This is a genomic window from Acidovorax sp. Root275, from assembly GCF_001428965.1.
GTDB lineage: Bacteria > Pseudomonadota > Gammaproteobacteria > Burkholderiales > Burkholderiaceae_C > Acidovorax > Acidovorax radicis.
On the sequence record NZ_LMJH01000008.1, the window covers coordinates 82,862 to 97,000 of the forward strand.

Below are 14,139 nucleotides of genomic sequence, written 5' to 3' on the forward strand. Positions count from 1 at the left end.
AACGGAGACCTTCCATGACGCTGCTGACCCGCCTGTTAACCGACAAAAATGCATTGAATCACACCCGCACCGAGGAACTCCCCCTTGCTCCACTGCAGCCCGGCGAGGCTCTGCTGCGTGTGGACCGCGTGGCGGTGACGACGAACAACATTACCTATGCCGCCTTTGGTGATGCGATGAAGTACTGGGATTTCTTCCCCACGGGCGAGGCGGGCTGGGGCCACATGCCCGTGTGGGGCTTTGCCGATGTGGTGGCCTCCGACGTGGAAGGCGTGGCCGTGGGCGAGCGTTTCTACGGCTACTGGCCCATCGCGAGCCATCTGCGCATGGAGCCGGTGCGCGTGACGGCCCGGGGTTTCTACGACGGAGCGGAGCACCGCCAGTCACTCACCTCGGCCTACAACCAGTACACGCGCACCAGCGCCGACCCGGCGTACCGGGCGGGCGATGAAAACTACCAGATGCTGGTGCGGCCGCTGTTCATCACCTCGTTCATGCTGGCGGACTTCTTGCAGGACAACGGGTTTTTCGGCGCGCAGCGGCTGGTGTTCTCCAGCGCATCGAGCAAGACGGCCTACGGAACCGCGTTCTGCCTGGAGGGGCCCGGACAGATCGAGCGTGTGGGGCTGACCTCGCCCCGCAACATCGCCTTCGTGCGAGGCCTGGGCTGCTACCAGCGCACGGTGGCGTATGGCGAACTGGAAGCGCTGGAGGCCGATGTGCCCACGTTGTATGTCGATTTCTCCGGCGATGAGGATCTGCGCTCGCTGGTGCACCACCACCTGGGCGATGCCCTGGTGTACGACTGCTACGCGGGATCGGCGCAGAACACGCGCTTTCTGCGCAGCACGGCCCTGCCGGGGCCGACGCCCGTGTTCTATTTCGCCCCGGTGCAGATCAAGAAGCGCAATGCCGACTGGGGTCCCGAGGTGGTCAACCAGAAGTTCAATGCCGCCCAGCGCGCGTTCATCGACCGTGTCAGCCACGCCAGCCCGCCCTGGATGCGGGTGCGCGAACACCAGGGGTTCGCGGCGGCGCAGGCCTTGATTGCGGACATCCATGCGGGCCGCATCGATCCGCAGGAGGGCCATGTGGTCGTGCTTGCTCCGTAGCCCGACTGCAGGTGTGAAAGCAGGGGGGGCGTGGGCTCCAGCACTTGCTTTTATAATCTGTCGATCCGAGGAGCGTTGCAGCGTCCCCAGCACAGGCGGGGCGTGAGGCTCGGAGTCATCTAGCAACGACGCTCATCCACTTCTCGTGTGGTGAGCTTTTTCACTCCCGCGACCAGTGGTTTTTCAAACATGCTTTGGAGCAAACCATCATGAACGCACGCGTCAACGCCCCGGTCAATACCGACTGCATCATTGCCGACATCGGCCTGGCCGCATGGGGCCGTAAAGAGATCCGCATCGCCGAAACGGAGATGCCTGGCCTGATGGCCATCCGCGAGGAATTCGCTGCCAAACAAGCCCTCAAGGGTGCGCGCATCACTGGCTCGCTCCACATGACGATCCAGACTGCCGTGCTGATCGAGACGCTGCAGGCCCTGGGCGCAGAAGTGCGCTGGGCTTCGTGCAACATCTTCTCCACCCAAGACCACGCTGCGGCTGCGATTGCTGCTGCCGGCACCCCCGTGTTCGCCATCAAGGGTGAAACCCTGGCCGAATACTGGGACTACACCCACCGCATTTTCGACTTCGGCCCTGCCGGCAGCGAAGGCGAAGGCCCCAACCTGATCCTGGACGACGGTGGCGACGCCACGCTGCTGATGCACCTGGGCCAGCGCGCCGAGAAGGATGCGTCGCTGCTCGACAACCCCACCAGCGAAGAAGAAACCTGCCTGTACGCATCGATCAAGGCCAAGCTGGCCGTGGACCCGACCTGGTACACGCGCAAGAGCGCCCAGATCATCGGCGTGACCGAAGAAACCACCACGGGCGTGCACCGCCTGAAGGAAATGTCGGCCAAGGGCACGCTGCTGTTCCGCGCGATCAACGTGAACGATTCGGTGACCAAGAGCAAGTTCGACAACCTGTACGGCTGCCGCGAGTCGCTGGTGGACGGCATCAAGCGCGCCACCGACGTGATGATCGCCGGCAAGGTGGCCTGCGTGGCCGGCTACGGCGACGTGGGCAAGGGCAGCGCCCAGGCCCTGCGTGCCCTGTCGGCCCAAGTCTGGGTGACCGAGATCGACCCCATCAACGCCCTGCAGGCCGCGATGGAAGGCTATAAGGTCGTGACCATGGAATATGCCGCCGACAAGGCCGACATCTTCGTGACCACCACGGGCAACAAGGATGTGATCACCCATGACCACATGAAGGCCATGAAGGACCAGGCCATCGTCTGCAACATCGGCCACTTCGACAACGAAATCCAGGTCGCGTCGCTCGAGCAGTACGAGTGGGAAGAGATCAAGCCCCAGGTGGACCACGTGATCTTCCCGGACGGCAAGCGCATCATCCTGCTGGCCAAGGGCCGCCTGGTGAACCTGGGCTGCGGCACGGGCCACCCGAGCTTCGTGATGTCCAGCTCATTCGCCAACCAGACCATTGCCCAGATCGAGCTGTTCCTGCACAAGGACCGCTACGAGAACGGCCAAGTCTATGTGCTGCCCAAGCACCTCGATGAAAAGGTGGCACGCCTGCACCTGAAGAAGGTCGGTGCCATGCTGACCGAACTCTCAGACGAGCAGGCGGCCTATATCGGCGTGTCCAAGCAAGGCCCGTACAAGCCCGATACGTACCGCTACTGATCCATTTTGATTTTTGCTCCTTTTTTTGGAGCAAAAAATCATTGTGGATAAAGCGGTAGATGCCAATTTGGCTATGAAATCCATCGTCGATTGACGAGAGAGTGATGCATGCGCGCAGATGTTTTTTTGGTGGACTCCGGCCATGCGGCCACGCGCTCGCAGGCGCAGCGGTTGATTGCTGCAGGCGTCGAGTGGCGCCTGTCGCCGCTGGCGCCCTGGCAGAAGGTGGCCAAGAACGGCGATGACATCCCGTCCGTGGCCGAGGTGAAGTTGCTGGACGATGCCGAGGCCAAGTACCTCTCGCGCGGCGGCCTCAAGCTCGAAGGGGCGTTGCAGGCCACGGGCCTGTCTGTGGCCGGGCTGCGTTGCCTGGATGTGGGACAGAGCACCGGCGGCTTCACCGATTGCCTGCTGCAGCAGGGCGCGGTGCAAGTTGTCGGCGTGGACGTGGGCCATGGCCAGTTGCACGAGCGGCTGCGCAGCGATTTGCGGGTGGTGTGTGTAGAGGGTGTGAATGCGCGTTCGCTGACCGCCCAGGCGCTGCAGGAGGCGTGCGAACTGGCGCTCTCCGAAGTCGTCGATGCTGAGGAGGATAACGAGACGCAGCCCGAGGCGCCCTACAGCTGGATGCGCAACGGAGGCCTGGTGGACGAAGCCTACGATGACAGCGGCGACGCCAAAGAGCAGGACATCGAAGCCTTCAAGTCCGAGCGCGCCCAGCGCGCCGAAGCCCGTGCCAAGGGCACGCTGCCGGTTCAGCGCCGGCGCCGTGCCGAATGCGCGGGGGTGGACACGACGCCGGTGTTCGATGTGGTGACGGGCGACCTGTCTTTCATCTCGCTGACCTTGGTGCTGCCTGCCATCGCCGCATTCCTGCGGCCCGACGGCCACCTGCTCATGCTGGTCAAGCCGCAGTTCGAGCTGCAGCCGGGCCAGGTGGGCAAGGGTGGCATCGTGCGCGATGAGGCGCTGTACGCGGTGGTGGAAAAGCGCATCCGTGACTGCTGCGCCGAACTCGGCCTGGCCGTACAGGCCTGGCTCGACAGCCCCATCCAGGGCGGCGATGGCAACCGTGAATTTTTTGTTTATGCGAGGAGGGCAACATGATTGCTGCCAATGCCCAGGGCACCGGTTTCCCGGTGAGTTTCGAATTTTTCCCGCCCAAGACGCCGGAAGGGGCCGACAAGTTGCGGGCCGCGCGCCAGCAGCTGTATGCGCTGCACCCTGATTTCTGCTCTGTGACATACGGCGCCGGTGGTTCCACGCAGGAGGGCACTTTTGGCACGGTGCGTGAAATCCTGGCCGAAGGTGTGGGCGCCGCCTCGCACTTTTCCTGCATTGGCGCGACACGCCAGTCCGTGCGTGAGCAGCTGGCGATGCTCAAGGACATGGGCGTCAAGCGCCTTGTTGCGTTGCGTGGCGATCTGCCCAGCGGCTATGGTGCGGGCGGGGAGTTTCATTACGCCAGCGATCTGGTGGCCTTCATCCGTTCGGAGACTGGCCGGGATTTCCACATCGAAGTGGCCGCCTACCCCGAGGTGCACCCCCAGGCCAAGTCGCCGGAGGCTGACCTGAAGGCCTACATCGCCAAGGTGCAAGCTGGCGCGGACTCGGCCATCACCCAGTATTTCTACAACAGCGATGCGTATTTCCGCTTTGTGGAAGACGCGCAGCGACTGGGGGCCAATGTGCCCGTGGTGCCCGGCATCATGCCCATCGGAAGCTCCACCCAGTTGATGCGTTTCTCGGACGCCTGCGGCGCCGAGATTCCCCGCTGGATCCGGCTGCGCCTGCAGGCGTTTGGCGACGACACGGCCAGCATCAAGGCCTTTGGGCTGGATGTGGTGACCGACCTGTGTGACCAGCTGCGCAGCGCGGGAGTACCTGCATTGCACTTCTACACGATGAACCAGAGTGCCGCGACGCTGGAGATCTGTCGCCGGCTGGGAATCTGATGCGCCAGCCGCGCGGCGATGCCGCCGAACCAGGCAAGGGGGGTGGACGCCGGGCGGCCTGGTGGTGGCGGGTGTTCGGGGTGGTCTGCTGCGTCTCGGTGTGGGGCTGCTCGTCCTGGGGGCGCGCGCAAGGGCTGTCAGCTGAGGCCGACGCACTGGCGCCACACCTGTTGAGCGTGCCGGGCGAGGCGATGTTGATCGATCCGCCGCGCCCTGCAACGGAGGACAGTGCCGAAAGCGCGCAGGCCTCCTCCCAACTGCGCATACCGGCAGACCAGGTGGGATTGGCGTCCTGGTACGGCGCGAAGTTCCACAAGCGCCGCACAGCCAGTGGAGAGCCGTTCGACATGAAGGCGCTCACCGCCGCGCACCCCACGCTGCCGTTTGGCTCCCGCGTGTGCGTGCGCAGCCAAGCCACCGGCCGCTCTGTGGTTGTCCGCATCAACGACCGGGGCCCGCACACGGGCAAACGGGTGATCGACCTGAGCCGGGGCGCTGCCGAAGTGCTCGGGATGGTGGGCTTGGGGCTCAAGCCTGTGGAGCTTTTTGCCCTGGAGGAGGGCGAGCGGGATTGCCCCGCCCCCTGATCACTGACGTTGCCGTCAACCGCCCGATTCGAGCGTGTGTGTGGCGTGTTTGTCTTGGGCCAGCAATTCCACCATTTGCGGCAATGCGGTCTTCAACGCTGCCTTCAAGGTGAACGGCGGGTTGATCAGGAACATGCCACTGGCCGGCAGCCCGGGGCGCTTGACGTCACCCGCAGCCGTTTCGGTGAGCTTGCTGTTTTTGACCGTGAGCGTGGCGTGCAGCCAGCTTTTTCCAGCCTTGGTGGCCAGGGTCTTGAGCCGCCGCGGCAGGTCATGGGCCTCGGGGCGCGGGATGATGGGGTACCAGAACGCATAGGTGCCCGTGGCAAAGCGCTTGAGCGAATCAGCGGCCATGTCGAGCACCTTTGCATAGTCGCTCTTGATTTCATAGCTGGGATCGCACAGTACCAAAGCGCGGCGGGCTGGTGGAGGCAAAAATTTCTTGATCCCTTCAAACCCATCTTCGTGCAATACCGCCACTTGGCGGCCAGCCTCGAGCTGGGCCACGTTGCCGGCCAGTGCCCGCAGATCGGTGGGGTGGAGCTCGAAGAGCTTGAGCTTGTCGCGGTCGCGCAACAGGCGCTGGGTGATGAATGGGGAGCCTGGGTAAACCCGCAGTGTGTTGCCCTGGTTGAAGGCGCGGACCATGTCCACATAGGCCTGCAGGGCTGGCGTGAGGGCGGGGGCCGTGGGGGCAAATAGGCGCACGATGCCATCTGCGGCTTCGCCACTGGTGCTGGCGTAGTCGCCGTCGAGCCGGTACAGGCCTGCGCCTGCATGGGTGTCCAGCACGGTCAGTGCCGCGTCTTTCTCGGTAAGGTGTTGCAAGGCGGCGATCAAAACCGTGTGCTTGAGCACATCGGCATGGTTGCCTGCGTGGAAGGCGTGGCGATAACTGAACATGGCTCTATGGTAACGAGTGCGCTCCAGGAGCAGCCGGGGAGAGGCCTGCGCCCGACCGCAGGCCCTTGGGCCACGAATCATGGTCCGATGCGAATTTGTCATGGGGCTGGGTGTTGCCTGGGACCATGGCACGGCACAATCACGCTTTTCTGACCAGGGTGTGTAACTTTTTTGGCAGACCGGAAGCCTTTTGTTTCTGTAGCGCATGCTGGCATGCTTCATGATTGCGTTTGGAGCGGCTTTGGCACCCGTTCGCTCACAATCTCCGTCGAAGCTCGCATGCACGCCACACCCTTTTCACCATGATCGCAAGTTTCAGCCAAGACCCAGCCAGCGGTGTCAGCCATGTGGATGCGCTGCCGCCGGGCACCCGCCTTGCTGAATTCGAGATCCTGGCGCTCCTGGGGGTCGGTGGGTTTGGCATGGTTTACAAGGCCTTTGACCATTCGCTGCACCGGGCGGTGGCCATCAAGGAATACATGCCGTCGGCGTTGGCGGGCCGGGCGCAGGGCCAGTCGTTGTGGGTCCGGTCGTCGTCCGACCAGCAAACGTTCCAAGCCGGTTTGGCCTCTTTCGTAGGTGAGGCACGCCTGCTGGCGCAGTTTGACCATCCTTCGCTCGTCAAGGTGTTCCGCTTCTGGGAGGCCAACAATACCGCCTACATGGTCATGCCCCTCTATAGCGGCATGACCTTCAAGCAGGCCCGTGCCCAGATGCGCACGCCGCCGCCCGAGATCTGGCTGCGCAAGGTGCTGTGGTCCGTGCTGGGTGCCCTGCGGGTGCTGCACGACGGCAAAACCCTGCACCGGGATATTTCGCCCGACAACATCTTCCTGCAGGACATTGGCCCGCCTGTGCTGTTGGACCTCGGTGCTGCCCGGCATGCGATCAACGACCAGGACCGCAAACACACCGCCGTCCTCAAGGTCAACTACGCACCCATCGAACAGTACTCCGATGGCGACGAGGACCTGCGCCAGGGGCCCTGGAGCGACCTGTATTCCCTGGCTGCCGTGGTGCATGGCTGCCTGTGCAATGACACGCCGCTGCCTGCGACCTTGCGCTCCATCCGTGATCGCATGGTGTCGTTCTCCCGCGTCGCCAGAACCGTCAAGCGGCAGTTTGGCGTGGAGTATTCCCCGCCCTTCGTTGCGGCGATCGCACAGTCGTTGGCGCTGAAGCCAGAGGACCGGCCGCAGAGCATCGACGCGTTCTTGCAGCTCATGGAGATGACCTCCGCGCCGGAGGGGAGCGAGCACTTCGACTTCCGGACCGACCTGGGCGATATCTGGGTGGAACCTGCCGACCAGCCTGGCCCTGGCCTGATAACGCCCACGGTGGATGTGACATCGGCACCCAGCATCGTGGCAGAGATGCATGCCCAGGCACTGCGCGCAATCGAGGATGGATCTCCCCACGATGCCGATGAGGACGGCCGCCCCGCAGGCCAGCCGAATGTGGGCGGAGACACCGTGATGCTGGGAGGGCCGGACACGGTGGCGGCAGAGGCGGGCGACACGGTCTTCATCGACGCGGGAGACACGGTGGTTGCCGATGACTCCCGCTATGACGATCTTGCGGGCAATCACAAGCAGGGCGCAACCACACGGCATGTGCCGGAGCCTCGGCAGCGTCAGATGGAGCGGGAGATTCCCCGCCCCCACAGTAAAACGGGAAAAAAGACGCGGCGTTCGCCCGCCATGGTCTGGCTTGGAATTGCTGTTTTTGCCGTGGTGGCTTCTGCTGCCGGCTTGCGCTGGGTCCAGAGCAGCAAGGCTCCCCAGGACGACATCATCACCGAGATGGCGGAACCTCCTGCCGCCGCGCTGCCTCCCTCAGTGGTCGAGGTTGCGCTGGCGAATCCGGCCACCGGGGCATCCGCTGCGGTGGATGGCGTTGCGAGCGATGCGGCGGCAGCGGCCTCCGTGCCAGCGTCTGCGTTGGTTCCTGCGTCTGCGCCGCGCACGCCACCCAGGGTCACTCGGCGTGTTGTCCCTGAACCCGCCCCCACCCCGATCGTGGTGCGTGAGGAACCACCGCCACCACCCCCGCCCGTGGTGGCCGAGCCCAAGCCCCGCCCACCTCCACGGGTACCCAGCCCGCAGGAGGCCTGCGCGGATGCCAATTTCCTGTCTCGCCCTATGTGCGTCCACCAGGAATGCCAGAAGCCTTCCCAGGCCAACCAGCCCATCTGCGTAGAGAACCGCCGCCGCTACGAGGCCGAAGAACAGCGCCGCCGTCAGACCCCCAACTAGCCGCTGCCGAGCGCCCGGGGATGTCGAAATGAGTTCCGCGATGAACCGGGCTTGCGCCACAGGTGGGCAACTTCGTATAATCGAGGGCTTCGCAGCGCTTTTGTGGTCCCGCGGCGAAGACTGACTCCCACCTAAGAGGCTTCCTTCAGAGAAGCACCGACCGTGGAAAAGGACCCGCCAAACCCTCTTTTGAAGAGAAACTCATGACTACTACTTTCAGCGCAAAGCCCGCTGAGGTCGTGCACGAGTGGTTTGTGATTGACGCGACCGACAAGGTCCTCGGACGAGTAGCCAGCGAAGTTGCTCTCCGTTTGCGCGGCAAACACAAGGCCATTTACACGCCTCACGTCGATACCGGTGACTTCATCGTCATCATCAACGCCGCCCAGCTCAAGGTCACCGGCACCAAGTCCCTGGACAAGGTGTACTACCGTCACTCGGGTTACCCCGGCGGTATCACGGCCACGAACTTCCGCGACATGCAAGCCAAGCACCCCGGCCGCGCGCTGGAAAAGGCTGTCAAGGGCATGCTGCCCAAGGGCCCCCTTGGCTACGCGATGATCAAGAAACTCAAGGTGTACGGTGGTGCTGAGCATCCCCACACCGCCCAGCAGCCCAAAGTGCTGGAAATCTAAGGAGCCTTGAGATGATTGGTGAATGGAACAATGGCACCGGCCGTCGCAAGTCCAGCGTCGCCCGCGTGTTTCTGAAAAAAGGCTCCGGCAAGATCACGGTGAACGGCAAGGACATCCAGTCCTATTTCGGCCGCGAAACCTCGATCATGATTGCCAAGCAACCCCTGGCGTTGACCAACCATGTCGAAACCTTCGACATCCAGATCAACGTGCACGGTGGTGGTGAATCCGGCCAGGCTGGCGCTGCCCGCCACGGTATCACCCGCGCCCTGATCGATTACGACGCATCCCTCAAGCCCGTCCTGAGCCAAGCTGGCTTCGTGACGCGTGATGCCCGTGAAGTCGAACGTAAGAAGGTCGGTCTGCACTCCGCACGCCGCGCAAAGCAGTTCTCCAAGCGTTAAGCTGGCTGGGTCCTGCGTGGATGTCAGCTTCCGGGCTGGCATCCCACCCTGCGGAAGCGTCCCCGGACTGCTTTACAGATCAAAAAACCGCCTCAGGGCGGTTTTTTCGTTTAAGGTGCGCTCTTTTCTCCGCGCCATCCTGATGATCCACCTGCTCCCACCATGCGCCTTCGCCTTCTGCGCCGTCGGCTGACTATCAGCGCCCCGCGGGTCGCCATCCGCAGTGCCTTGCCCTGGCCATTTCGCTGGCTGGCTCTGGCAGTGGTCTTCGGCTTTTGTGCTGCGGTAGCGCTGTGGGCCTTCGAGTTTGGAAAGTCCATCGCAGGTCTGGACACCGTATCCCGTGACGAATTGATTCAGTTGCGGGCAGAAGTAGACCGCTGGCGCGCCGAGGGCCAGGAGCAGCAGACGGTGGCCCACACGGCCGAGAGCCTGCTCGTGGCCGAGCGGGCGGCCAAGGAAAGCCTGATGGCGCAGGTTCGGCAGCTGGAGGCCGACAACCGCACGTTGCGTGAAGACCTGGGGTTCTTTGAAAAACTGATCCCCGCCGCAAAGACCGAAGGGCTGGCGATCCGCAGCCTGCAGGCCGAAGTGCTGGGTGGGATGCAGCTGCGGTGGCAGGTTCTGGTGATCCAGGCGGCGCGCAATGCCCCAGAATTCAATGGCCGGCTGGAGCTGGTGCTGACTGGCACCCAGGATGGCAAGCCTTGGACCCAGACCCAGCCAGCCCAGGGGCAGCCTCTGCAGGTCAAGCAATACCGGCGTGTGGAAGGTGTGCTCGATCTGCCCCCCAGCGCCGTGGTAAAAACCGTGACGGCCCGGGTGCTGGAGGGCACGACGGTTCGCGCCGTCCAGGCGATGGCCATCGACTAGGCAAGAGGGTTGTGGTCGGGCCGAGAGCAGCCTGACGCTCCCATTGGCTTACAGACGCCTCGCACGCGCAGTACGGCAACCTTCTCTGGGCGCCCTCATCGTTTTCTATTTTGTATGTTCTGGATCGGAGCATGCGCTTTCAGGAGTTTTCACCCATGTTTTCCCGCAAAAAACAGCCGCCGATCAAAAGCCTGGTCGCGCAGGGCACCCGGATTGAGGGGGATGTGCACTTCGCAGAAGGCATGCGCATCGATGGCGAGGTGGTGGGGGACATCCGCGCGGGCTCCGAGCAGCCCAGCATCCTGGTGATTTCCGAAACGGCGCGCGTGGAAGGTGCGGTGCATGCCGACCACGTGATCATCAATGGCCAGGTGATCGGGCCCGTGCATGCCGCAGAACTGCTCGAACTGCAGCCCAAGGCCAAGATCACCGGCAATGTGCATTACAAGGCGCTGGAGATGCACCAGGGTGCCGTGATTGCCGGGCAGATGTGCCCGGTGGCCGTGCTGGTGGAGGAAAAGCCCCCACTGAAGTTAGCGTCAAACGGCCAGTGATCTGAATTCCCGAGCGGTCTGCAGTACTATTCACCGCAAACATTGAACCCGGAGTACCCCATGAGCGCTGTTGCCGAAAACATCCAGACCGAAATGCCTGCCCCCATCCTGTTCACGGACAGTGCGGCGGCCAAGGTGGCGGACCTGATTGCCGAAGAGGGCAACCCCGACCTGAAGCTGCGCGTTTTCGTGCAGGGTGGCGGCTGCTCCGGCTTCCAGTACGGCTTCACCTTCGACGAGATCACCAACGAAGACGACACCACCATGACCAAGAATGGCGTGTCGCTGCTGATCGACGCCATGAGCTACCAGTACCTGGTGGGCGCCGAGATCGATTACAAGGAAGACCTGCAGGGCGCCCAGTTCGTCATCAAGAACCCCAACGCCACCACCACGTGCGGGTGTGGCTCCAGTTTCTCTGCCTGAGATTCATGGGGGTTCCAGGTCGTGTCTGCGGCCTGGGGCAAAAAAGATCAGCCGCCCAACCGGGCGGCTTTTTTCATGGGGACACTCCGTTCCAATTTTTCTGAACAGCACTGATGCAGCAAGACAGATCCTTGACGGTGCTCTTGTGGTTGGTGGCCATCGGTTTCTTCATGCAGACGCTGGACGCCACCATCGTCAATACCGCGCTGCCTGCCATGGCCCGAAGCCTGGGGGAGAGCCCCTTGCGTATGCAATCGGTGGTGGTGGCCTATTCCCTGGCCATGGCCATGTTGATCCCTGCCTCGGGATGGGTGGCCGACCGTTTCGGCGCACGCCGCGTGTATCTGGCGGCGATCGTGCTTTTTGTGGCGGGATCGGTGTGCTGCGCCCTGGCGCAGAACCTCAGCCAGCTGGTGGCTGCGCGCGTGGTGCAGGGACTCGGAGGGGCGTTGCTGCTGCCGGTGGGGCGGCTGGTGGTCTTGCGCACCTTCCCGCGCGAAAGGTTCTTGCAAGCCATGAGCTTCGTGGCCATCCCGGGCCTGATCGGGCCACTGATTGGCCCCACGCTGGGCGGCTGGCTGGTGGAGGTCGCATCCTGGCACTGGATATTTCTCATCAATGTGCCGGTGGGGCTGGTAGGGTGCATTGCCACGTGGCGCTATATGCCTGGCGAGCCCGCCAGCGTGATGCCACGCTTCGACTTGGCGGGCTATCTGATGCTGGCTTTCGGGATGGTCGCCCTGTCTCTGGCGCTGGACGGGCTGGCGAGCCTGGGTTTGCGCCAGGCCGGTGTGCTGGTTCTGATGATTTTTGGCCTGGCCAGCCTGGTGGCGTACTGGTTGCACGCGGCGCGGCGGCCGGACCCCTTGTTTTCGCCCCGGCTGTTTTCCGTCGATACCCTGCGCATCGGCTTGCTGGGCAATCTGTTCTCGCGGCTGGGCAGTTCCTGCATGCCGTTTCTGGTGCCGTTGCTGCTGCAGGTCACCATGGGCTATTCGCCCTTGCACGCCGGCATGATGATGCTGCCCGTGGCCGTGGCCGGGATGTCGATGAAGCGGTTCACCACGCCGCTGATCACCCGCTTTGGCTATCGGCAGGTGTTGGTCGGCAACACACTGCTTGTGGGGCTGGTGATGGCCAGCTTTGGCCTAGCCACTCCCACGCAGCCGCTGTGGGTGCACATCGTGCAACTGGCAGTGTTTGGCGCCGTGAACTCGCTGCAGTTCACCGCCATGAACACCGTGACCCTGAAGGATCTGGAGCACACCATGGCCAGCAGCGGCAACAGCCTGCTGTCGATGGTGCAGATGGTGGCCATGGGCATGGGGGTGGCCGCCGCCGGGGCGGTGCTGGTGGCGTTCACCGACTTCTTTCACGCTGCCGCCGTCCACCAGACCCTGATGGCATTTCAGGCCACGTTTGCCTGCATGGGGCTCATCACCGTGGCTTCGGCGGGCATCTTCTGGCAACTGCCACCGCAAGACCGCGCCAGAAGCCAGGTGGCCGCCACGGCGGATGCGACGGACCATGGTTGATTGCGGTTCGAGGGCGCAGCCACCAGCCCCCGCTCCGATCAGGCCGGGTAGACCGCGCCCAGCACCCGGGCGCCTGCTGCGCCTGTGACGCTGGCGAGATTGCCTGGCAATCCGTGCAGCGTCTGCCGGGCCAGCCAGGCAAAGGCTGCAGCTTCCACCTGCAAGGCGGGTAGGCCCAGTGCATCGGTGGCGGCAACCTGCACGCTGGGGCAGGTGGCCTGCAGGCGTGCCATCAAGTACGTGTTGAGCGCGCCGCCTCCACACACTGCCGCAATTTTGCTATCTTGTTTGTAGCTATTAATGCTTATGGAGCAAGCGCTGGCGGTGTATTCTGTCAAGGTTGCTTGCACGTCGACCGGGTTTGCATCTCCAAATGCCTGAAGGTGGTGTGCGAGCCACTGGGGGTTGAACAGATCGCGGCCCGTGCTCTTGGGGGGCGGTTTGCGCAAGAAGGGTTCGTCCAACAGCGAGGCCAGCAAGGTCGGCAGCACCCGGCCGCTGGCCGCCCAGGCGCCCCCCGCGTCAAAGGCATGGCCTGTGTGACGCTGGCACCAGTCATCCATCAGTGCGTTGCCAGGGCCGCAGTCAAACCCCAGCGCATTGCCGTCAGCGCCCAGCACGCTGAGGTTGGAGATGCCGCCGATGTTGAGCACAAGCACGGTCTCGTCCGCACGGCCGAACACGCCCTGGTGGAACGCAGGTACCAGGGGGGCTCCTTGCCCGCCCGCAGCCACATCGCGGCTGCGGAAATCGGCGACCACGGTGATGCCCGTGCGTTCCGCCAGCAGGGCGGGGCTGCCCAGTTGTAGCGTGTAGCCTGTGCCATCGAATTCCTGGGGACGGTGGCGCACCGTCTGTCCGTGGGCGCCGATGGCGCGGATGGACGTGGCAGGCCGACCGCTTTGTTCGAGCAGCGTCTGCACCACCTGCGCGTAGGCCTGTGACAGGGCGTTGCCCGCCAGCGCGGCGCGGTGCAGTTCGTCGGTGCCCGAGGTGTTGAGGGCCATCAGTTCGGCCCGCAACTCGGGCGCGAAGGGCGCGCTGGCATGGTGGGTGACGACGCAGTGCGGGCCGGAAAAATCGGCCAGCACCCCGTCGATCCCGTCGAGCGAGGTGCCCGACATCAGGCCGATGTACAACTCGGATGCGCTCACAGGAGTCGTGTGGACTGTGAAGGCGTGGACTGGAATGCCCCGCGTCCAGAGGCGCCGCGCCGCGTATGCGGCGCTTCGCTTGCGTGCGCTGGCGGCGTCCCCT

At 63.8% G+C, this 14,139-nt stretch carries 14 protein-coding genes and 1 riboswitch; of the genes, 12 read left to right on the plus strand and 2 right to left on the minus strand.

What is annotated here, in order from left to right; all coding sequences use genetic code 11:
• The first annotated feature begins 14 nt into the window (after positions 1–14).
• The 5 genes from ASE52_RS10520 (at position 15) to ASE52_RS10540 (ending at position 5,297) form a co-directional block, all read left to right on the plus strand.
• Positions 15–1,112 (plus strand): DUF2855 family protein, encoded by a 1,098-nt coding sequence (locus ASE52_RS10520; protein WP_057225977.1) that lies wholly within the window; start codon positions 15–17, stop codon positions 1,110–1,112.
• 61 nt (positions 1,113–1,173) lie between these two features.
• A riboswitch (S-adenosyl-L-homocysteine riboswitch) is annotated at positions 1,174–1,253 on the plus strand.
• A gap of 68 nt (positions 1,254–1,321) precedes the next feature.
• Positions 1,322–2,755, plus strand: a complete 1,434-nt coding sequence (gene ahcY, locus ASE52_RS10525) for an adenosylhomocysteinase (RefSeq protein ID WP_010466652.1) — start codon at positions 1,322–1,324, stop codon at positions 2,753–2,755.
• A gap of 108 nt (positions 2,756–2,863) precedes the next feature.
• A complete protein-coding gene (locus ASE52_RS10530; protein ID WP_057225979.1) occupies positions 2,864–3,862 on the plus strand; it encodes a TlyA family RNA methyltransferase in 999 nt (332 codons plus the stop codon).
• Positions 3,859–4,710: a methylenetetrahydrofolate reductase [NAD(P)H] gene (metF, locus tag ASE52_RS10535; protein ID WP_010466648.1), complete on the plus strand. Its 852-nt coding sequence runs from the start codon at positions 3,859–3,861 to the stop codon at positions 4,708–4,710. Before ASE52_RS10530 ends, metF begins: the two co-directional genes overlap by 4 nt.
• Positions 4,710–5,297: a septal ring lytic transglycosylase RlpA family protein gene (locus ASE52_RS10540; RefSeq protein ID WP_057225981.1), complete on the plus strand. Its 588-nt coding sequence runs from the start codon at positions 4,710–4,712 to the stop codon at positions 5,295–5,297. Before metF ends, ASE52_RS10540 begins: the two co-directional genes overlap by 1 nt.
• A 15-nt stretch (positions 5,298–5,312) precedes the next feature.
• On the opposite strand, the gene rlmJ is transcribed toward ASE52_RS10540, so the two are convergent.
• Positions 5,313–6,200, minus strand: a complete 888-nt coding sequence (gene rlmJ / locus ASE52_RS10545) for a 23S rRNA (adenine(2030)-N(6))-methyltransferase RlmJ (RefSeq protein WP_057225983.1) — start codon at positions 6,198–6,200, stop codon at positions 5,313–5,315.
• A 302-nt stretch (positions 6,201–6,502) separates the two neighbouring features.
• On the opposite strand from rlmJ, the gene ASE52_RS10550 reads away from it, so the two are divergent.
• The 7 genes from ASE52_RS10550 to mdtD all read left to right on the plus strand — a co-directional run bounded on the left by ASE52_RS10550 (position 6,503) and on the right by mdtD (position 12,882).
• Entirely contained in the window at positions 6,503–8,455 is a 1,953-nt protein-coding gene (locus ASE52_RS10550; RefSeq protein ID WP_057225986.1) for a serine/threonine-protein kinase, read from the plus strand.
• 203 nt (positions 8,456–8,658) lie between these two features.
• A complete protein-coding gene (rplM, locus tag ASE52_RS10555) occupies positions 8,659–9,090 on the plus strand; it encodes a 50S ribosomal protein L13 (protein WP_008907237.1) in 432 nt (143 codons plus the stop codon).
• 11 nt (positions 9,091–9,101) lie between these two features.
• Positions 9,102–9,494, plus strand: a complete 393-nt coding sequence (gene rpsI / locus ASE52_RS10560) for a 30S ribosomal protein S9 (protein WP_005798582.1) — start codon at positions 9,102–9,104, stop codon at positions 9,492–9,494.
• A gap of 162 nt (positions 9,495–9,656) precedes the next feature.
• On the plus strand, positions 9,657–10,367 hold the full coding sequence (locus ASE52_RS10565; protein ID WP_010466642.1) for a DUF6776 family protein: 711 nt from the start codon (positions 9,657–9,659) through the stop codon (positions 10,365–10,367).
• Positions 10,368–10,522: 155 nt separating this feature from the next.
• Positions 10,523–10,921, plus strand: coding sequence for a polymer-forming cytoskeletal protein (locus tag ASE52_RS10570; RefSeq protein ID WP_029414357.1), 399 nt, complete (start codon positions 10,523–10,525; stop codon positions 10,919–10,921).
• 60 nt (positions 10,922–10,981) lie between these two features.
• The gene (gene erpA / locus ASE52_RS10575; RefSeq protein WP_008907234.1) at positions 10,982–11,347 is read left to right on the plus strand and encodes an iron-sulfur cluster insertion protein ErpA; all 366 of its coding nucleotides are present in this window, start codon (positions 10,982–10,984) and stop codon (positions 11,345–11,347) included.
• 113 nt (positions 11,348–11,460) lie between these two features.
• Entirely contained in the window at positions 11,461–12,882 is a 1,422-nt protein-coding gene (gene mdtD / locus ASE52_RS10580; protein ID WP_029414356.1) for a multidrug transporter subunit MdtD, read from the plus strand.
• A gap of 38 nt (positions 12,883–12,920) precedes the next feature.
• Here mdtD and ASE52_RS10585 read toward each other — a convergent pair whose 3' ends face one another.
• On the minus strand, positions 12,921–14,036 hold the full coding sequence (locus ASE52_RS10585; RefSeq protein WP_277814406.1) for an anhydro-N-acetylmuramic acid kinase: 1,116 nt from the start codon (positions 14,034–14,036) through the stop codon (positions 12,921–12,923).
• Positions 14,037–14,139: the final 103 nt, after the last annotated feature.

What these genes read in the sequence shown, in the direction of transcription:
- ASE52_RS10520 (WP_057225977.1), top strand. Translation starts at nt 15, where the DNA reads ATGACGCTGCTGACCCGCCTGTTAACCGACAAAAATGCATTGAATCAC.
- ahcY (WP_010466652.1), top strand. Translation starts at nt 1,322, where the DNA reads ATGAACGCACGCGTCAACGCCCCGGTCAATACCGACTGCATCATTGCC.
- ASE52_RS10530 (WP_057225979.1), top strand. Translation starts at nt 2,864, where the DNA reads ATGCGCGCAGATGTTTTTTTGGTGGACTCCGGCCATGCGGCCACGCGC.
- metF (WP_010466648.1), top strand. Translation starts at nt 3,859, where the DNA reads ATGATTGCTGCCAATGCCCAGGGCACCGGTTTCCCGGTGAGTTTCGAA.
- ASE52_RS10540 (WP_057225981.1), top strand. Translation starts at nt 4,710, where the DNA reads ATGCGCCAGCCGCGCGGCGATGCCGCCGAACCAGGCAAGGGGGGTGGA.
- rlmJ (WP_057225983.1), bottom strand. Translation starts at nt 6,200, where the DNA reads ATGTTCAGTTATCGCCACGCCTTCCACGCAGGCAACCATGCCGATGTG.
- ASE52_RS10550 (WP_057225986.1), top strand. Translation starts at nt 6,503, where the DNA reads ATGATCGCAAGTTTCAGCCAAGACCCAGCCAGCGGTGTCAGCCATGTG.
- rplM (WP_008907237.1), top strand. Translation starts at nt 8,659, where the DNA reads ATGACTACTACTTTCAGCGCAAAGCCCGCTGAGGTCGTGCACGAGTGG.
- rpsI (WP_005798582.1), top strand. Translation starts at nt 9,102, where the DNA reads ATGATTGGTGAATGGAACAATGGCACCGGCCGTCGCAAGTCCAGCGTC.
- ASE52_RS10565 (WP_010466642.1), top strand. Translation starts at nt 9,657, where the DNA reads ATGCGCCTTCGCCTTCTGCGCCGTCGGCTGACTATCAGCGCCCCGCGG.
- ASE52_RS10570 (WP_029414357.1), top strand. Translation starts at nt 10,523, where the DNA reads ATGTTTTCCCGCAAAAAACAGCCGCCGATCAAAAGCCTGGTCGCGCAG.
- erpA (WP_008907234.1), top strand. Translation starts at nt 10,982, where the DNA reads ATGAGCGCTGTTGCCGAAAACATCCAGACCGAAATGCCTGCCCCCATC.
- mdtD (WP_029414356.1), top strand. Translation starts at nt 11,461, where the DNA reads ATGCAGCAAGACAGATCCTTGACGGTGCTCTTGTGGTTGGTGGCCATC.